Here is an 18014-nt window from a genome sequence, read left to right as displayed (position 1 = left end):
ATTTAGGTTGTGATGTCTATTGAGTTATCCATGTATGGCGGGTGGTTTCCTAAAATTAATTAAGATTATCTGTCTCTATCAGTCTTGATGGTAAATTTTAGCCAGCTTGTTTCGGGACATGCAATATTTGCATGGAAAATACTATTGATTCTTTTTAATTCTTTCTTGTTTATCTCTATTAAATAGTCTACCTTTGTTATAGTAATTCTGTTACCAACACCCGGGTGTTGGGAGTGCTTACATGGGGATGTTGGTAGTGCCAACATGGGGGTGTCGGATATTCTAACACCCGGGTGTTGGTAACACTGTTCTTTAATGAAGCGAGGACTATCTTATAAAGAGGTGATAACTATTAGTAAAACAAAGATATGGCAATACCTTATATTGTCCGTCGCAAGGCGGATGTATCGAGTGGAGAAAGAAAAGAATTGTGGTATGCCGTCGGCAAGAAATTGCAGAAGAAAGGCGGTAAAACGGAGCGGGACGTGGCACATCAGGTGGCGCAACGGACTGGTTTTCATCGGGGAGTGGTAGAAGCTGTTCTGGCCGCAACGGGTGAAATCATCGAAGAGGCGTTGAGTGACGGGCATTCTGTAACGTTGCGCGGCATCGGCTCATTTCAGACGGCGGTCACGAGCAAAGGGTTTGAACATCCGGAAGATGTGTTGCCGCATTCCGTGAGGCTGTCGCGTGTGTATTTCAAGGCAGACCACATGTTGACGTTGGCGGTGAAGCGTGCGGGATGCCATCGGATTCCGTTTAAGTATTATTTCCCGAAGGAACTGCTGACGAAGAAAATGGAACAGGCTGACAAGGAGGCGGAAAAAGAAGAAAATGGATTTAATGAATAATATTAGTTTGAAGATTTAGATATGAAAATATTTCCTACCCAAAGCATCAAAGAGTTGGATGCTTACACCATAGAGAACGAACCGATTGCTTCCATCGACCTGATGGAACGTGCCTCGCAGGCATTGGCAAAAGCTATTGCCGGACGTTGGGATGCAAAAACACCTTTTACGGTATTTGCCGGGCCGGGCAATAACGGGGGAGATGCATTGGCCGTTTCCCGTTTGCTGGCAAAGAAAGACTATAAAGTCTCGGTTTATTTGTTTAATACCAAGGGAGAGCTTTCTCCCGATTGCGAGACGAATAAAGAACGACTTGCGGATGTGGAGAATGTAGATTTCCACGAAGTGACCTCACAATTTGTGCCGCCTGTGTTGACGGACGACCATGTGGTGGTTGACGGACTGTTCGGTAGCGGACTGAACAAGCCATTGAGCGGTGGTTTTGCTGCCGTGGTGAAGTATATCAATGCTTCGTCAGCGCGGGTGGTGGCCATTGATGTTCCCTCGGGCTTGATGGGAGAAGAGAATACATTCAATGTCCGTGCGAATATTGTCCGTGCGGATGTGACGCTAAGTCTGCAATTGCCGAAGTTGGCTTTTCTTTTTGCGGAAAATCAGGAGTTCGTGGGCGAATGGGAATTGCTGGACATCGGCCTGAGTGAAGATGCAATAGAGGAAACGGATACGGATTATTTCCTGCTGGAAGGGGAAGATATGGAGTATTTGTTGAAGACACGCAATAAGTTTGCCCATAAGGGAGACTTCGGACGGGCTTTGCTTATTGCGGGTTCGCAAGGAATGGCGGGAGCTTCCATACTTGCCGCAAGAGCCTGCCTGCGTTCCGGAGTAGGATTGCTGACGGTGCATGTGCCTTATTGCAACAATATGATTGTGCAGACTTCTGTTCCGGAAGCAATGACGGAAATGGATCCCAGTGATACTTGTTTTGCCTGTCCTACGGATACGGATGATTATCAGGCGGTAGGCATCGGACCGGGACTGGGAAAGTCGGAAGAAACCGAGGCGGCGGTACTGGAACAGATAGATGCTTGTCAGACACCTATGGTGGTGGATGCTGATGCACTGAATGTGTTGGCGGGACATCGCAATTATATCGGTCGTTTGCCGAAAGGGAGTATTTTGACACCGCATCCGAAAGAGTTGGAACGGTTGGTAGGAAAGTGTCAGGACTCTTATGAACGCTTAACGAAAGCACGTGAGTTGGCGAGAACATCAGGAACATATATCATCTTGAAAGGTGCTTATTCTGTGGTTATTACTCCGCAAGGGAAGTGTTATTTTAATACTACAGGTAATCCGGGTATGGCAACAGGCGGCAGTGGAGATGTATTGACGGGTGTAGTGCTGGCTTTGTTGGCACAAGGGTATGCTTCGGAAGATGCAGCTTGTCTGGCGATGTATGTTCACGGGCTTGCCGGAGATATCGCTTGCAAGAAGTATGGGGCGATAGGAATGACAGCCGGGGATATCGTGACGTGTCTGCCGTTGGCGTGGAGGATGATGGAAGAATGAAAAGACAAGATATCAGGTTTTTAAGTATTAGGTATTAAGTATGCAGTGTTATGGTGCAGTCTTATATACTGCATACTTAATACCTAATACTTAATTTGTTATTTTCCTCTCGTTGTAATATGGAAGCATCCTTGCTTCAACTCATACTTTATATAGCATTTATCCGCTTTCCGCAAGTCGCGCAATACTTCGGAGAGTACGAGTTTCAATGTATCTGAACTGACATCCTGTAGCGGGCGTCCGTCTTCATCTTCCACTTTCTTGAAGCGCTTCCAACTGACATCGAATGTAGTTCCGTAGAAATGCGCAGAGTTTACCGAGGCATTACCATTGCGGCGACGCAGGCGTTTTACGTCATCTTCGGTGCGGAGTACAGAGGTTACGATTATTTTATTGGGGTTTAGTCCTTTGGCGGTCAGCGAGTCAAGGAAATTGGTACCGATGGTATCCAGTAGTTGTGCTGCACCTTTAATGAGATATGGGATGGAATGTGTCAGCGAGTCTACTACATATAAATCATTCGTTTCGATGTGCTGAAGTTTTTCCTTCATGTGTTCGGCCTCTTTGCGGGAGGCAATTGGCGTAATGCCTATGGCTTGTGCGACATTCAGATGCGCTTCATTCAAGTCGCCGAAGGTTCGTCTGTAACTGATTACTCCTTTAATGTTTCGCGGTTCGTTCAGTTTGAGGGACATATCTTTCTTTTTGCATCCGGCAAGGGAAGTGCCAGCCATAAGTATTGCTAAAAATAAAAGCGGAAGTTTGTTGTATCTTTGTTGCATATTGCTTGAAAATGTTTTTATATGGGCACAAAAGTAGGAAAAAGAAAAGAGAGTTCTTCCTTATAGCCTTATTTTTGTACCTTTGCGCCCGGAAAATGAAAGCAAAAGAGTATGCAACGGTATTTTATTTATTTAGCTTATGACGGAACCGCCTACCACGGCTGGCAGATACAACCCAATGGAGACAGTGTACAAGAGTGTCTGATGCGTGCACTTGCCATACTGATGCGCCGTGAAGTAGAGGTTATTGGTGCCGGACGTACCGATGCCGGGGTGCATGCTTCTCTGATGGTTGCCCACTTTGATAGTGACGAACCGCTTGATACGGCTTTCTTTACCGACAAACTAAACCGCCTTTTGCCGCCCGATATTTCTGTTTACCGCCTCCGTGCAGTGAAGCCCGATGCGCATGCCCGCTTTGATGCAACGGCACGCATGTATAAATACTACGTGACTACGGCAAAGTCTCCCTTCAATCGTCAATACCGTTGTCGTCTTTTCCAGACACCAGATTTTGAACGAATGAACGAAGCGGCCCGTAGTTTGTTTAATTATACAGACTTCACCAGTTTCAGCAAGCTGCATACGGATGTAAAAACAAACAATTGCCGCATCATGCATGCTGCCTGGACGCAGGTAGATGATGTAACCTGGGTGTTCACCATTCAGGCGGACCGTTTCCTGCGCAATATGGTTCGTGCAGTTGTCGGCACTTTGCTCGAAGTAGGCCGTGGTAAGCTCACCGTTGCTGGCTTCCGGCGTGTTATCGATCAGAAAGACCGTTGCAAGGCTGGCACTTCCGTTCCGGGCAATGCTCTGTTTCTGGTAGATGTCACATATCCCGAGGAATTATTCATCGCAGATAATAACTGAATAACTAACATTTAATTAACTAAGAACCATGTGGTTATTACTCGCCTTTCTCTCAGCTGCCTTGCTGGGTTTTTATGATGCATTTAAGAAGAAATCATTGCGCGATAATGCTGTGCTTCCCGTTCTGTTTCTGAATACGGTATTCTCCAGCCTGATATTTCTTCCTTTCATACTGATTTCCGCTTTTACTCCTGCTTTGAACGGAACTATGTTTGAAGTACCTGTTGTAGGTTGGGAGGTACATAAGTTTATCATTGTCAAGTCGTTCATAGTTCTGTCTTCCTGGATATTCGGTTACTTTGGCATGAAGCATTTGCCGTTGACAATTGTCGGTCCGATTAATGCTACCCGCCCTGTAATGGTGCTGGTGGGTGCCATGCTGATATTCGGTGAACGTCTGAACCTGTATCAATGGATCGGAGTTATGCTTGCCATACTTTCTTTCTTTATGTTGAGCCGTTCCGGCAAGAAGGAAGGCATTGACTTTAAGCATAACAAATGGATTTACTTCATCGTGCTGGCTGCCATCACCGGAGCTATCAGTGGACTTTATGACAAGTATCTGATGAAGCAATTCAACCCTATGGCGGTGCAATCGTGGTATAATGTTTATCAGGTATTTATAATGTGTCCCATCATCCTTTTGCTGTGGTATCCCAAGCGAAAAGAAAGTACCCCTTTCCGTTGGGACTGGACCATCATCCTGATATCCATCTTCCTCAGTGCCGCCGACTTTGCCTACTTTTATGCTCTGAGTTATGAAGACTCCATGATTTCCATAGTCTCCATGGTTCGCCGTGGCAGTGTGGTTGTCTCCTTCCTTTTCGGAGCTCTCTTCTTCCGTGAAAAGAATTTAAAAAGTAAGGCTGTCGATCTCATTTTGGTATTGATTGGAATGTTCTTCTTATATTTGGGAAGTAAATAAATCTCAAGACAAAATATATGGCAGAAGATTTATGTATCAGCAACGGCAGCAAGGCTGAAAAGTATCAGACTTTGCTTCCCCAGATAAAGAGCCTGATTGAAGGTGAAAATGACCTTATAGCCAATCTGGCAAATGTTTCGGCTGCGCTGAAAGAAACGTTCGAATTCTTTTGGGTAGGCTTCTATTTGGTGAAGGGGGAAGAGTTGGTGTTGGGCCCTTTTCAGGGACCGATAGCCTGCACACGTATCCGGAAAGGACGGGGTGTTTGCGGCACGGCATGGACTAAGGCGGAAATGTTGATAGTGCCCGATGTCGATGCATTTCCCGGACATATAGCTTGCAGTTCGTTGTCGCGCTCGGAGATTGTTGTTCCGTTGATTCGTGAGAATGGCGAGGTGTGGGGCGTGCTCGATATAGATAGTGAAAGCCTGAATACCTTTGACGGAACAGATGCACGTTTTCTTGGAGAGATATGTTCCTGGCTCTGAAGATTGTGTTGAAGTAATAAAATACAAAATAGGAATAACAGAAAAATAATATGATGAAGAAATTGACAATGTTTTTGTGTTTGGCTTGTGTCTGGACGTGTTCTCTGCAAGCCCAGGAAGCTAAAACCTTTTTCAAAAATATGCCCGATAGCCTCAGTCCACTGCTTACTGCCGTGAACCGTGCCGACTGTATCGACTTCCTTGAAAGTAAGATGAAAGCGGAAGTAACCAACCGTTTTGGCGGCAAATCGGAAATGACGGAGCTTGCTCCCGACTATATCCGTATCCAGATGACACCGCAAAGCTCCTGGCAAATGAAACTGCTAGCTACGAGCGACAGCACGAAAGTAATCTGTACCGTATCTACAGCTTGTGCCCCTGCTTGTGATAGTGATGTCCATTTCTATACCACCGGTTGGGAAGAATTACCCGCTTCTTCTTTCCTCACGCCTCCTGTAATGAAAGATTTCCTGTCATTACCCGATACGGTGATGGATTATGAAGTGAGAGATGCCGGCGAACAGGCAGATATGTTGCTGATGAAAGCCGATCTTTCTGCAAAGGACAATGCACTTACCTTTACTTTTACAACTACTGACTATATGGATAAAAAAGCGACAGAGAAACTGAAACCGTATCTCCGCCGCCCTGTAGTGTATATTTGGAAAGGGAATAGCTACGAGTTACGAGCTACAAGTGACAAGTAGTTATTTCACCTTTATTCTGTCGAACCCTTCTCCGTATACTCCGATTACCGCACTTTGTGATACAAATGCGTTTGGATCTATATCCTTTATCAATCGGAATATAATTGTTGATTCGCGCTTCTTGGCAAGTACGAACAACATCTTTTGTTCCTTGCCACTATAAAATCCGGAAGCATTAATGACGGTAGCCCCCCGGTGCGGATATACATTGATGTGCCGGGCTATTTCATCATATTTCTCACTGATGATAAAGAACTGTACGGATTGCCGGGCACTGTTCACTACCTGGTCCAGGACAAAACTGCAAATGTACAGGGTTACATAACCGTAAACCACCTTTTCCCAATCTTTCAAAACAAAGTAACTGGAAGAAATGATAATCAGGTCACAGATCAGCATTACACGGCCTAATGTGATATCCCGGTATTTGTTGATGATGGCGGCAATGATATCCGTTCCGCCTGTGCTACCGTTGGAAGAAAAAGCGATGCCTATGCCGCCTCCGCAGAGGGATGCACCGATGACGCACGCCATGAAAGGCTGATCGTGCAGTAAGACTACACCGCTTGCCAGTCTCTGAATGATGGAAAGGAAGAATGTCAGGGTGAATACGGCAAACACCGTTTTGATACTGAACTTCCAGCCCAGAATGCGGATAGAGAGTAATAACAGGATGAAGTTGATACTGAAATAAGTATACTGCACAGGGAATCCTGTGGCGAAATAGACGATGGAAGCGATACCCGGCACTCCTCCGGTGGTGATGTCATTGGGCAACAGAAATACTGTCCAACCTATACCATAAAGAATTAATCCGAGGGCGATCATTAAATAATCTCTTGTTTCCCGAATCAGGCTTTGCTTAGTAGGGACGTTTACGATTGTTTTCATCTGACTTTATGCGTAAGTATGGGTTATAACTAATTTAACAAGCTTTCTCATGATAAATGTGTTTTGGCTGTAAATTGGCGCAAAGATAAATCTAATTTTTTGAATACTTGTTCAAAAGATTATTGTTCGTGCGGGGTGGACTTAAAATTTATTTGCTGATGAGGTACATCACCTCATGTGCTTCCGTCAATTGTGGAGTTTCCAGCCTGTAGAGCATTGCATCCAGTACCGCTTCCGGAACCATAAATTCCCGTTCACGATTTTGTTTTCTCCATACCGCATACGGCTTTTCGATATAAACAATCTTCACTTTAGCCCCGTAAGTGAGAAATAAATCAATCAGTTGCGAGCGTATTTGCTTTGAGGTATTGGTTGCATTCCACACAAAGCCCTGCTGTTTACGCAGATAGTTGCGAGCTGTTTCCTTGGCTTCCTGTACCACTCTGCCATTGGCAGCTTTATCCGTAGGGCTAACTTTATGCTTTCGCCGGATGTCATCGAGGCTTATCACAGGAATATCCTGTGGCAATGTACGGATATAATGATCTTTCCCCATTCCCGGCAAACCGGATAATAAGATAACTTCACACCGGAAATTATCATGCGGAATGTAATCTATATACCCATCCTCCGCTTGAAAGTACTGAAAGCGGGCATGACCCGTTGCAAAGCTTCGTGCCTTTCCCCAGCAATCCTGTTCACGGCAAAGCATCTCGAATAACTCGGAAGCTTCCATCAATGCAGGCTTATCTTTGCAGATACGTCCCTGAATATCCGCCACAGCAAGCATTTTCAGTAAACGTGTATCCACTCTGAGAGATGCTTCACACAGCTTCTTCACAGGATTCTCCCGCTCCATAATCCAAACCGGCAAACCATGATAACGCACCAGCGCAGCAATGTTCTCCCGGATATGAAACGGAGTAGGAATATCCCTGTAAAGAATTGTGCGTGCTGTATATTCCCCACGTCTGGCATGTCCCTTGGAAGTGATAATGCCACCTCCTTCATCTACCGAAGTAGAACGTTTCTCCACATCATGCAGTAAAGCGGCTGCCCACAATATTTCTTGTTCCTGTGCGGGCAAAGCCCGATATTCCGGCTGTTGCTGCAATGTTTCCAGTACCATGCGGGTATGCACGGCCACACTACCTTCTTCATGATGCAAATGGTGCTGCATTACGAAGTTCATATCTTGTACCCACCGGAACTGTTGTTCCAGTGAGTCCCAATTTTTATTATCTGTCAGTTTCCAATTCATTTTATTCCTCCTTTCCTATTTCCCAGATGAGGCGGGCACGCTTCCAGTTGCGTGTCCAGTGCTCATCGGTCTTCACATGCCCCTTGCGTACGTACTTGAATACGTTGCGGGCAAATTCACTTACAGGATATTCACCTATATTACGGGTGACTACACCTTCGCGGGTACAATCTGCGCCTGTTTGCGGATCGCGTGTCCCGAACACACCCGGTTCTTGTGCCAGATTGACGACCTGTTGTTGTAACGTTTCCCGCGTCAATCCTGCTACTGTTTCCACTTGTAATTCGGGCACTGTAGGCAACTCGAACAGAGCGGCATAGAATTTCACTTCTTCCCACGACAGCCACTGATCCATACAGCGCACGGCAAACACATAAAAGTGTGTTTCCAGTTTGCGATACTCTATCGAATGTATGGCATACAGGTTTTCACCGAATATCTCGATGTCTCCCAAGTCGTTTTTCATGAGTTCCCAACGCTCGCGCAGTTCCCTGGTCCACGGTGATGTGGTAGGCGCTGCATGCGAGCGGGCAAATACACCGTAGCGGCTTAGGCAATTATTTTCTCCGTCCAGCTTTTCGGTGTGTATCAGGGTTTCTATCTGTTGGATGTCTTCCCAATACGTATGGTTGATGCGGTCGTCACTGGTTGTTCCGGGAGAAAACGGATAATGATATGTGCGACCATATTTTTCTGATAACATAAGTTGCTCCTTTCTTTTTAAATCATTCATTTACTTTAAATCAGCGGTTCCTGGATTACCTTCACTGGATTACCGCGTTGCAGGCAGTTGTGGTTACTCCAGTTGGCCTGTGCCTGAATCATGGCTTGCTCTATGCTCCATGATGCCAGTTTCAGCAATAGGCGTTCGGTGGCCAACTTCTTGTTTTGCCATTGCGAGCGTTGGTCGGAAGCTGCTACACTCATTCCGGTAGGGATATGGACGGCACGGACGGCAGACTCCGTCTTGTTCACGTGCTGACCGCCCGGTCCGGATGCCCGCAAGGTCTCATAACGGATGTCCGCTTCCGTAGCCTCCTGGCTTTCGGAGAGCGTGAAGGTCTGCACACCGACAAACCAGTTCTTCCGTTTATGATGGATGCGGTACGGACTTTTGGCAATCCACTGCACGGTACCTTCCCAGTCCTCAATCAGCGCATGATAATCTCCGCCTTGCAGGGAGATGACGGCTGAGAGCAGGGTACGGTTGAGAGGTCCGGTTTCGCGTTCCACAACCTCTGTTTTCACTCCTTTGGCGGCGGCTTGTTTCAGAATCTTTTCCAGTACTAGCGCCACTACGCGGCAACATTCGGCAGGGCCGCGTCCGGAGGTGATTTGCATATATACTTTCTCCATAGCCTCTTACTCTTTATTCATCCTTACGATGCGCGGCATGAATTTGCCCTGTACTTCTACCAATGTCTCTTGGGGTTGCATCACCCGGTCGATGTTTTTGTAGGCTAATGGCATCTCTTCGATGCTGCCCCCAATCAGTGTGACTCCGGCCTGCGAGAGAAATTTCTTCATGGCCGACTGGGTGAAACTCTCCTTTGCCTTCTGGCGTGACATAGCCCGTCCGGCACCGTGCGAAGCGGAACATAACGACTCTTCCACTCCCCGACCTGCTACCAGGTAACCGGGAGTTGCCATACTTCCGGGGATAAGTCCCGCTTGCCCAGCTTGTGCAGGAGTGGCCCCTTTGCGATGCACGATGGCGGTGAGTCCGGGTGCAATCTCCTCTTTCCAGGCGAAGTTGTGATGATTGTTCACGTTCGCTATTGGCTTCAGTCCCAGAGCTTTCGAGAGGTTCAGGTGGATTTGTTCGTGACAGGCACGGGCATAGTCGCCTGCCAAGTTCATGCTCATCCAGTATTCCTGTCCTTCTTCCGAGTTCAAGTCGAGCCAGGCAAAATGCTGCGCTTCACGTGGCAGTTTGCAGACTTCACGGGCTATCTGGCTGTAATGCATGGCAATAGCTGCTCCCAGTCCGCGCGAACCGGAATGTGACAGCAATGCCATATAATTGCCTTCAGGCAGTCCCAGCACATTTTTTCCTTGCAGAAGAAGTTCTCCGAACTCCACGAAATGATTCCCACCGCCGGAACTACCCAACTGGCGGATAGCCTTCCCGCGTAAGTCCCTCAGAAGAGGTGTTAAACGGAATTCTTCCCGTTCTGTCACTTCGTGTTCCTGTGCAAAGCTCAGGCCGCCCTCCATGCCGAAGTGGGTATAGTCTTTTAACGCCTCTTTTATCTGATGCGAGTATCTTTTCAGGTAATCCGCTTTGGCATCGAACACTGTCAGGCTCATCCGGCAACCGATATCCACCCCTACGGCGTAGGGGATGACAGCATTGTCCGTGGCGAGTACACCGCCGATGGGCAGACCGTATCCGGCATGTGCATCGGGCATCAGTGCACCGGCTACGCTGACGGGGAGCCTCATGGCCAGATTCATCTGCTGTTTGGCGAGGGTTTCTATGAACTTGCCGCCATAGGTTTTATAAGGCAACGGCTCTTCGAGTAAGTCGTATGCTGTGAACTTCTTTTCGATGAGGGTGGGGGAGAGGTGTTCGGCCAGTTTGCCCCATGTCTCATTCTCTTTATAAGTATCGGGATTTTCCAGCACGTCACTCAGTGTCTTGATAATCTGTTCTTTGCTTTGGTGCTTGCAATGTTTGCCGACGATGGCTACTGCCAGACTGCGTGCTACATTGTCTCTATATCCCAGCTTACTTAAATCTTTTAATCGTATTCCCATATTTTCTTTTTTCATGTGTATGCATACGGCATGGGCTGCCCGCCTCGTGACGGGGCTATGCAATATGCGTTTTGTATCCAATGCATGGGATGATGATAGGTACAACACTATCCGTCCACTGCATTGAAGTGAATAATAATAAAATTATAAATGTGATTGTAGGACTAATCAAGAAAATTGCAAAGCCCCATCATCCCGATGAGTCAACTTAGTCCTGGCTGAGATATTATAGTTCCAACATAAATTAGTCCCTTTCTTTCAGTTTTAAAGGGGTGAATACTGTGTTTAACGGCGGCAAAAGTAATGCATCTTTTTAAAGTATGCAAGGAAAAGGAACGTTTTTTTGCAGATATAAACAGTTCAAGTATCTTCTTACAGCATCAATCCTTGGGGGCTGTATGGCATTGTCCGGACTGAATATGTCAAAGATATTCTAAAGAATAGGTAAACTTTGAAGTGAATCTATCAAATTACTCCAAATGGTAACTTTGTTAACATGCTGGGGTAACTTTATTAACTCCACACGGTAACTCTATTTACATACCGAGGTAAAGGTCGTTACATGCCGAGGTAAAAGTCGTTACAATATGAAGTAAAGGTCGTTACATCCTGCGGTAAATGCTTTTACATTATGAGGAAAATTGTTTGTAAATACAAGGATTTGATTATTAGTATGTTATCAGTTTTCTCTTTCTATCTTGAAACGCTGGGAAAAGTCTTCCATGCGCCCCGCGTGAAGTCGGGTATTTCTACCGGGCGACTGCCATTCAGTACCGATTGCTCACTAAGCTCGGTGATGCACGACCATTCGGCGGCGTCATAAACGTCCATATCCAGAGGAAGTCCGTGGTGCAGGCAGTAGATGAGGCGGTAATCCATGATATAGTTCATCTCGTTCGGGGCACCTTTGAGGGCGCCTTCTTTGCCGATGGTAGCTGTAAAAGGATGTTGATAGCGTTGCAAGAGTTCTTCGGTGGTTACGTTGGCTGCCTCTCCGGCGGCTATACCGATTCCCCCTCCACTACGTGCATCTTCCAAATTGATCGCGGCTACTGGGTATTTCTGTGCAAATCCTCGCGTGCCGCAGATAGTGTGCGAACGGCTGTAAGGGCGCGGATGGACGGTGCAGTATTGCAGTTGGATGGTCTTTCCCTTGACGGTATGGATGAGGGGGTATTCATGTCTCCCAACAGGTAAGCCTGTTGTGCTTCGAGATCCTTTGCCGAAAGTGCGGCGGGCATATTCCGTCATCCCCGCCTGGTGAGTGGATATGGATACAAGGTAATTCAAACGGTCGCTCCGGTGGATATTCAGGATCTGGCATACGGGACCTAAGCCGTTTTCTCCGGCATAACCGGTTGCAGCGGGATATCCGCCTTTTGCCAGTACGGTTTGCCCTTTTGCCAGATTCCCGGGGCGTATCTCACACAAAGCTTTGATCTCTACGTGCTCTATGAGCATATAACGCTCCAACGTGAGTGATCCGCGATTGCCTAAGTCTATGAGTCCGATGCGTACAACGGGAATAGGAGGATGAGCCAAGCCCAGGACATGGGTAGAAGGTTCGTTTTTCATTGAAATAGTGTATAGGTTAAATTGAAATTGCTACAAAGATATTTATTCTCAATAAAAAAAGCTGCCTCTTGGAAGCAGCTTTTTAGAATAAAATTGAAAATGCTTTTTGAATAGCAAGGATAATTATACTCCGCTGAATGCACTAAATCCACCATCTATCGGCAGCAATGCACCCGTCACGAAACTTGCCGCATCGCTACATAAAAATTGTACGGCGCCGTTCAGTTCGTTGATATCTCCAAAGCGTTTCATCGGAGTTTTGGCTAGAACTTTCTTGCTGCGGTCTGTCAGCGAACCGTCAGGATTAATAAGTACGGCACGGTTTTGGTCGCCGATGAAGAAACCCGGAGCGATGGCATTCACACGGATACCGTCTCCGTACTTCAGTGCGAGTTCGCTTGCCAGCCATTGAGTGAAGTTGGCAACGGCTGTCTTAGCTGCCGAGTAACCCGGAACGCGGGTGATAGCGCTGTAAGCAGCCATGGAAGATACGTTTACGATACAGCCTTTACCTTGCTTAGCCATCACTTTGCTGAATACCATAGAAGGATAAACGGTTCCGTTCATATTCAGGTTAGTCACTTTCTCCCAGCAGGTAACGTCCATGTCGAAGAAGTTCTGGTCGGGAGCCAGCGTAGCACCCGGCATATTGCCACCGGCAATGTTGAGCAGGATGTCGATACGTCCCCATTTGGCAACGATGTCATCAGCCAATTTTTCAAGGCTGGCGATATCCAATACATTACCTACGATGCCGATCACATCTTCACCGTAAGCTTTCAGTTCTTCTACACGTTTGTCCAGTTGTTCCTGACGGATGTCAACGGCTACTACTTTGGCGCCTTGCTCCATGAAACATTTGGCAATGCTGCCACCCAATACACCACCCGCACCGGTGATAACGGCTACTTTACCTGCAATACTGAATTGTTCGTTCATAATTTCCTTATTTAATTTTTAATTATTAGTTTTTAATTGTTTATTTCGTCCTGCACCACTGCCATCATTCCTTCTACCTGTGCCAATGCCAGCATACGGCCGTGGAATGAATATCCGGGGTTATATCCCTTGTCTTCGTCACCCAGCATCATCCGTCCGTGGTCTACGCGCATAGGAAGTCCCGGATTTTCTTTTTCAAAGATGCGGATGAGGTCAATCAGATGTCCGCGTCCGGTCAGGTGCGAGCTTTCTATAAAATTGCCTCCGGGCATGGCAGCCGTGCTGCGCAGGTGGACAAAGTGAGTACGTTTGGCGAATTTCTTTGCCAGTTCACGGGTATCGTTATGCTCGCCTGCACTGAGGGAACCGGCACAGAAGGTCAGTCCGTTGTGCGGGTTATCCACTGCATTCAGAAACCAGGCGATGTCTGCTTCGTTGGTGACAATACGTGGTAAACCTAACACTTGGAACGGAGGATCATCGGGATGCACACACATATTCACACCATATTCTTCGCAGACGGGCATGACGGCGGCGAGAAAATAACGCATGTTTTCGCGTAGCATATCACGGTCTATACCTTTATAGAGGGCCAACAGCTTTTTGAAGATGTTCACCGGATTCTTATCTCCTTCTTTGATATTTCCGTTGACGAAACCTTGCGTCTTTACAATGATCGTGTCGATGAGATCATCCTTTTCTGCTTCGGTGATGGTCTTGTCCAGTTCTGCAACCTTTGCCAGTTCTTCGGCGGAGTAGTCCTTTTCGGCTCCTTCGCGTCCGAGGATTCGAAGGTCGAAGTAAGCGAAGCGAACACGGTCGAAGTAGAGTGACGAAGTGCCGTCTGCCCAGGGATGTTGCAAATCCGTGCGTATCCAGTCGATAACGGGCATAAAGTTATAGCATACTGTTTTCACACCGCACTTGCCCAGGTTTGCCAGGCTGACTTTATAGTTTTCTATTAACTGCTCACGTTCTGGTCCGGCATACTTGATCGCCTCACAAACAGGCAGGCTTTCTACTACAGACCAGCGCAGGCCGTAAGACTCGATATAGGTCTTCAGATCGTTGATTGCCTCTTCGGTCCATATTTCACCATTGGGCACATCGTGCAAGGCAGTTACAATTCCTTCCACGCCTATCTGTCGCAGCATGTCGAGCGTGATCTTGTCTTTCTTACCAAACCATCTCCAGGTTTTTTCCATAACATTTATATATTAATAGTTTAACTTGGTTTTTAGTATTGCTTAAAAAAAACTTGGTACATGAATAATAAATTATCTCCCGATTTATGGTTAGTCTATTATTGAATTATTTTTCTCCTATTGGGAAAAAACTTTTTCCCAATAGGAGAAAATAAAGCACCCATTTATACCACTTTATTTTCAAACATTACTTAGTTGCAAATATACGTGCAAAAATAATGCTGTGATAAATGGATATTTGCAGAATATATGCGGATTTTTGCATGTATGCGGTAGCATTTCTATAGTCTTTCCTTATCTTTGTGTGTGAATTAAGCTTTGCAGAATATATGCGCCGACCGATTATAAATGAAAAGTTGCCTATATCGGAGTCGAATCCGATCAAGGCGCGGTATTACGATTATGATCGTTTCACTTATCCGTGGCATTTCCACAGCCAGTATGAAATAATTTACGTAAAGGAAAGTCATGGTCTATGCTTTGTAGGCGACTGCATTGAGAAGTTCTCTGCGGGTGATGTGATTCTGTTCGGTACTAATTTGCCTCATTACATGCGGAGTAATGATATTTATGGTTCGGAGAACGCCACTTCACGCGTGCAAGGGACTATCATTCAGTTTGAGCAGAACTTTATGCAGTATTCTTTTGATTATTACCCTCAGTTTCTACAGATAAAAATACTGTTGGAGGAATCGAGGAGAGGCATCATCTTTCCGAAACAGGATGCCACCCGGGTAGGAGAGTTGCTTTCCGGGTTTCTTTCATTAAGTGGTTTTCACCAGATAAGCGGGTTGTTGGATTTATTGCAGGAGCTGGCAGTCAGTTCGCAAAGAAAGACGTTGGCAAGTCTGCATTATTACGAAAAGTTTCCTACGTTGGGGAACAAGCGGATTGATAAAATCATTTCTTTCATAAACAATAACTACACCCATAACCTCAAATTGAATGAAATTGCCGGAATGGCGAGCATGAACTCCAGCGCCTTCTGTCGTTACTTTAAGGAGAATACAGGGAAGACGCTTTTGCAGTATGTGATGGAAATGCGTGTGGGATATGCTTGTAAATTGTTAGCATTGGGAGAGATGGATATTTCGCAGATAGCTATGGAATGCGGCTTTGATTCGATCACTCATTTCAATCGCACGTTTAAGCAGTTGGTTAATCTGACGCCGACGCAGTATAGGAGTAATATTATGAAATAAGAGGGAATGTTTTTGAAATTATTCTGCTCGCAATGGAACATTCTTTATTGTGATTTGCTCCAAATTAAGAATAATATCTACTGATTCCGGCTGATAATCGTTGCCTTTTGTCAATAGCAGATTTATGTATTATTAACGAGAATACTGCCAAGATGAGTGTCATGACTCGAATGTCTTGTGACTGTGAATTTCTGATATCTTTTGCCTGCGGTTAGCAAGGCAAATGCCATACTTTATTCTCCTCTATGCCACATCTTAGTCCACTGAATGCCACATGTTTAAACTGTCGAAGTGTGGCATTGAAGACAACGGAGTGTGGCATTACGGTTGCATAAGTGTGGGTTCACGGTTCTATAAGTGTAAGCCCACGCTTATAGAACCGTGAGCTATCGGAGCCTGTTGTGTTGAGGGAATAAAAAAACGGGGAAGCTGTTGCTTCTCCGTTCCTATATACCGTGAAATGTACTTTAATATTAAGTTGAATAAAGATTATCTATAAAAGGATGATACAAAGATACGATATTGAGAAGACGATGTCAAGTGTTTCGCTAATTATTTCCGGTTTGTATATTTGTTTTTTAGTTTCTTGCATTCTTCTCCTACCATTACACATAACATTTACTCTTTGTTAGGACAGCTGGACTTAGATATGCATCTATTGGAATCCCAAAACTTGGAACTTACAGATATACCTCTATTTTTCTGGTAAAAGGAACATCTATTTTTAGAATGTTGTATCTTTGCAAAAAACGGTGTATGAAAGATGTACTTAAAATATCAATCTTACTAATTCTTGCACTTAGCAACGGGGCTTTATTTGCACAGACAAATAGATCTCTTAATTCAGATAAAGACACGTTAGATATAAAATTTGTAAAAGATACGTTGGTAACAAGTACAATCCAAGATACCCTTGCTACTACACATGCAGCTAAAGATTCAATAATTGCAAAACAAGATGAAATTAATGACTCTGCATTGTATTATCGGCTAATCTTACACTACCGAGACAGTGTGAATCACAATCTTAAAAGAATATACAATAAAGATGCCTTTAAATTTAAGGATGATTCTTTTCGAGAAAAAATGAGAGAACCGTGGATAGGAGATGTTTTACGAGATATATTTTTTAAATAATTATGAAGTTATATTTTTTATCCTTATGTATGATGCTTGCTGTCAGTTTTGCTGCTAAAGCACAATCAAAGCTTATTTTTAAAGATAAGTTTATGTATACGGATGTACAGGTGTTCAATGAGACAAAAAAGCACTCAATACCCTCTCTTATTGATACAGGTTGTTCGTTATGTGTAATTGATTCTATTTTTGCTATTGATTCATGCGGAATAAAAGAAGATGAATTACAAACAATTCCTGTTAACCAAACTAAAGATAAGATTTCAAGTGCTTTTATAGATTCAATGTTTTTTTGTGGAAAGACATATCATAAAGTGTATTGCTTGGTTGCTGATCTTACTGGTCTTTATCAAAAATATGCACCCAAATTTATCGTTGGGGCTAATATCCTTAGATCAGGAGCTTGGAAATTTGATATGGAAAAGAATATTGTTGAACCTTACGATTATAATAATAAAACGAAAGGGATTATTTATAAATGGAAAAACCATGAAGATTATCCTGATGTGGCAATAGATTATATCATTTTAGATAGTAAAGTCAGTGGAAAAAAAACACGATTTGCTTTTGATACAGGATGTAAAAACAATAAGCTTCAACGTGGTTTATATGTAGGAGAACCTGAGCAAATCCAAAAGGAAACAGCTAATATCATAAATAAATTATCAATTGAGACGGCTGAATTATGTAGAAATGTAACATTCAAGATAGGAAAGGATGAGTATACGTTAGATTTTATAATAGGTGATGGCAATATTGGGCTCTTAAACATCGAATTCTTACAAGGTCATTCCTTTTACTTAATTATAAGAAGCAGACGCTTGAATTATTATCTTGAGTTCAACTTATAAATGCAACTTTTTGGGTGCGGATAATAAGCAATAA

At 44.8% G+C, this 18014-nt stretch carries 18 protein-coding genes; 9 read left to right on the top strand and 9 right to left on the bottom strand.

Annotated features, from left to right (window positions below):
* The first annotated feature begins 368 nt into the window (after window positions 1–368).
* Together DW182_RS09940 and DW182_RS09935 are read left to right on the top strand one after the other, a co-directional pair.
* Entirely contained in the window at window positions 369–851 is a 483-nt protein-coding gene (locus DW182_RS09940) for an HU family DNA-binding protein (protein WP_007666669.1), read from the top strand.
* Between the two features lie 21 nt (window positions 852–872).
* Window positions 873–2384: an NAD(P)H-hydrate dehydratase gene (locus tag DW182_RS09935; protein ID WP_118295396.1), complete on the top strand. Its 1512-nt coding sequence runs from the start codon at window positions 873–875 to the stop codon at window positions 2382–2384.
* A gap of 98 nt (window positions 2385–2482) precedes the next feature.
* Here the strand turns inward: DW182_RS09935 and DW182_RS09930 are convergent, their stop codons facing one another.
* On the bottom strand, window positions 2483–3166 hold the full coding sequence (locus DW182_RS09930; protein ID WP_118295395.1) for a DUF5715 family protein: 684 nt from the start codon (window positions 3164–3166) through the stop codon (window positions 2483–2485).
* Between the two features lie 111 nt (window positions 3167–3277).
* On the opposite strand from DW182_RS09930, the gene truA reads away from it, so the two are divergent.
* The 4 genes from truA to DW182_RS09910 are packed head-to-tail and all read left to right on the top strand — an operon-like array spanning window position 3278 to window position 6159.
* The gene (truA, locus tag DW182_RS09925) at window positions 3278–4039 is read left to right on the top strand and encodes a tRNA pseudouridine(38-40) synthase TruA (RefSeq protein WP_115502596.1); all 762 of its coding nucleotides are present in this window, start codon (window positions 3278–3280) and stop codon (window positions 4037–4039) included.
* Between the two features lie 28 nt (window positions 4040–4067).
* On the top strand, window positions 4068–4964 hold the full coding sequence (locus DW182_RS09920; RefSeq protein WP_115502595.1) for a DMT family transporter: 897 nt from the start codon (window positions 4068–4070) through the stop codon (window positions 4962–4964).
* Between the two features lie 17 nt (window positions 4965–4981).
* Complete coding sequence (locus tag DW182_RS09915; RefSeq protein WP_115502594.1) at window positions 4982–5452, top strand: GAF domain-containing protein; 471 nt, start codon at window positions 4982–4984, stop codon at window positions 5450–5452.
* A gap of 50 nt (window positions 5453–5502) precedes the next feature.
* A complete protein-coding gene (locus DW182_RS09910; RefSeq protein ID WP_115502593.1) occupies window positions 5503–6159 on the top strand; it encodes a DUF3256 family protein in 657 nt (218 codons plus the stop codon).
* Here DW182_RS09910 and DW182_RS09905 read toward each other — a convergent pair whose 3' ends face one another.
* From DW182_RS09905 to uxuA, 8 genes are all read right to left on the bottom strand, one after another.
* Window positions 6160–7050: a YitT family protein gene (locus DW182_RS09905; protein WP_115502592.1), complete on the bottom strand. Its 891-nt coding sequence runs from the start codon at window positions 7048–7050 to the stop codon at window positions 6160–6162. It abuts the gene before it with no gap.
* A 148-nt stretch (window positions 7051–7198) separates the two neighbouring features.
* The gene (locus tag DW182_RS09900) at window positions 7199–8311 is read right to left on the bottom strand and encodes an AAA family ATPase (RefSeq protein WP_118295394.1); all 1113 of its coding nucleotides are present in this window, start codon (window positions 8309–8311) and stop codon (window positions 7199–7201) included.
* A gap of 1 nt (window position 8312) precedes the next feature.
* The gene (locus tag DW182_RS09895) at window positions 8313–9014 is read right to left on the bottom strand and encodes an RNA ligase family protein (RefSeq protein WP_115502590.1); all 702 of its coding nucleotides are present in this window, start codon (window positions 9012–9014) and stop codon (window positions 8313–8315) included.
* 35 nt (window positions 9015–9049) lie between these two features.
* The gene (prfH, locus tag DW182_RS09890; RefSeq protein ID WP_118295393.1) at window positions 9050–9667 is read right to left on the bottom strand and encodes a peptide chain release factor H; all 618 of its coding nucleotides are present in this window, start codon (window positions 9665–9667) and stop codon (window positions 9050–9052) included.
* 6 nt (window positions 9668–9673) lie between these two features.
* Window positions 9674–11071, bottom strand: a complete 1398-nt coding sequence (locus DW182_RS09885; protein ID WP_118295392.1) for an RtcB family protein — start codon at window positions 11069–11071, stop codon at window positions 9674–9676.
* A gap of 693 nt (window positions 11072–11764) precedes the next feature.
* On the bottom strand, window positions 11765–12646 hold the full coding sequence (locus DW182_RS09880) for a hypothetical protein (RefSeq protein WP_118295391.1): 882 nt from the start codon (window positions 12644–12646) through the stop codon (window positions 11765–11767).
* 123 nt (window positions 12647–12769) lie between these two features.
* Window positions 12770–13585, bottom strand: coding sequence for an SDR family oxidoreductase (locus DW182_RS09875; RefSeq protein WP_007215389.1), 816 nt, complete (start codon window positions 13583–13585; stop codon window positions 12770–12772).
* Between the two features lie 32 nt (window positions 13586–13617).
* Window positions 13618–14790 carry a mannonate dehydratase gene (gene uxuA / locus DW182_RS09870; RefSeq protein WP_115502586.1) on the bottom strand — a complete coding sequence of 391 codons (1173 nt, stop codon included), beginning with the start codon at window positions 14788–14790 and terminating at the stop codon, window positions 13618–13620.
* Window positions 14791–15119: 329 nt separating this feature from the next.
* Here uxuA and DW182_RS09865 point away from each other — a divergent pair, with 329 nt between their 5' ends.
* The 3 genes from DW182_RS09865 to DW182_RS09855 all read left to right on the top strand — a co-directional run bounded on the left by DW182_RS09865 (window position 15120) and on the right by DW182_RS09855 (window position 17980).
* On the top strand, window positions 15120–15992 hold the full coding sequence (locus DW182_RS09865; RefSeq protein WP_199678572.1) for an AraC family transcriptional regulator: 873 nt from the start codon (window positions 15120–15122) through the stop codon (window positions 15990–15992).
* Window positions 15993–16748: 756 nt separating this feature from the next.
* A complete protein-coding gene (locus DW182_RS09860) occupies window positions 16749–17129 on the top strand; it encodes a hypothetical protein (RefSeq protein WP_118295390.1) in 381 nt (126 codons plus the stop codon).
* A gap of 2 nt (window positions 17130–17131) precedes the next feature.
* On the top strand, window positions 17132–17980 hold the full coding sequence (locus DW182_RS09855) for a hypothetical protein (RefSeq protein WP_233564122.1): 849 nt from the start codon (window positions 17132–17134) through the stop codon (window positions 17978–17980).
* Window positions 17981–18014 lie beyond the last annotated feature (34 nt).

Source organism: Bacteroides sp. AM16-24, assembly GCF_003471885.1.
GTDB lineage: Bacteria > Bacteroidota > Bacteroidia > Bacteroidales > Bacteroidaceae > Bacteroides.
The sequence above is the reverse complement of the archived record's forward strand: the minus strand, read 5'-3'. Positions and strand labels throughout refer to the sequence as shown.

Bases quoted from the DNA above. Each gene is read 5' to 3' on its own strand.
- DW182_RS09875 (WP_007215389.1), bottom strand. From the start codon at position 13,585: ATGAACGAACAATTCAGTATTGCAGGTAAAGTAGCCGTTATCACCGGT.
- DW182_RS09905 (WP_115502592.1), bottom strand. From the start codon at position 7,050: ATGAAAACAATCGTAAACGTCCCTACTAAGCAAAGCCTGATTCGGGAA.
- DW182_RS09940 (WP_007666669.1), top strand. From the start codon at position 369: ATGGCAATACCTTATATTGTCCGTCGCAAGGCGGATGTATCGAGTGGA.
- uxuA (WP_115502586.1), bottom strand. From the start codon at position 14,790: ATGGAAAAAACCTGGAGATGGTTTGGTAAGAAAGACAAGATCACGCTC.
- DW182_RS09895 (WP_115502590.1), bottom strand. From the start codon at position 9,014: ATGTTATCAGAAAAATATGGTCGCACATATCATTATCCGTTTTCTCCC.
- DW182_RS09915 (WP_115502594.1), top strand. From the start codon at position 4,982: ATGGCAGAAGATTTATGTATCAGCAACGGCAGCAAGGCTGAAAAGTAT.
- DW182_RS09865 (WP_199678572.1), top strand. From the start codon at position 15,120: ATGCGCCGACCGATTATAAATGAAAAGTTGCCTATATCGGAGTCGAAT.
- DW182_RS09885 (WP_118295392.1), bottom strand. From the start codon at position 11,071: ATGGGAATACGATTAAAAGATTTAAGTAAGCTGGGATATAGAGACAAT.
- DW182_RS09930 (WP_118295395.1), bottom strand. From the start codon at position 3,166: ATGCAACAAAGATACAACAAACTTCCGCTTTTATTTTTAGCAATACTT.
- truA (WP_115502596.1), top strand. From the start codon at position 3,278: ATGCAACGGTATTTTATTTATTTAGCTTATGACGGAACCGCCTACCAC.
- DW182_RS09910 (WP_115502593.1), top strand. From the start codon at position 5,503: ATGATGAAGAAATTGACAATGTTTTTGTGTTTGGCTTGTGTCTGGACG.
- DW182_RS09900 (WP_118295394.1), bottom strand. From the start codon at position 8,311: ATGAATTGGAAACTGACAGATAATAAAAATTGGGACTCACTGGAACAA.
- DW182_RS09920 (WP_115502595.1), top strand. From the start codon at position 4,068: ATGTGGTTATTACTCGCCTTTCTCTCAGCTGCCTTGCTGGGTTTTTAT.
- DW182_RS09855 (WP_233564122.1), top strand. From the start codon at position 17,132: ATGAAGTTATATTTTTTATCCTTATGTATGATGCTTGCTGTCAGTTTT.
- DW182_RS09860 (WP_118295390.1), top strand. From the start codon at position 16,749: ATGAAAGATGTACTTAAAATATCAATCTTACTAATTCTTGCACTTAGC.
- prfH (WP_118295393.1), bottom strand. From the start codon at position 9,667: ATGGAGAAAGTATATATGCAAATCACCTCCGGACGCGGCCCTGCCGAA.
- DW182_RS09880 (WP_118295391.1), bottom strand. From the start codon at position 12,646: ATGAAAAACGAACCTTCTACCCATGTCCTGGGCTTGGCTCATCCTCCT.
- DW182_RS09935 (WP_118295396.1), top strand. From the start codon at position 873: ATGAAAATATTTCCTACCCAAAGCATCAAAGAGTTGGATGCTTACACC.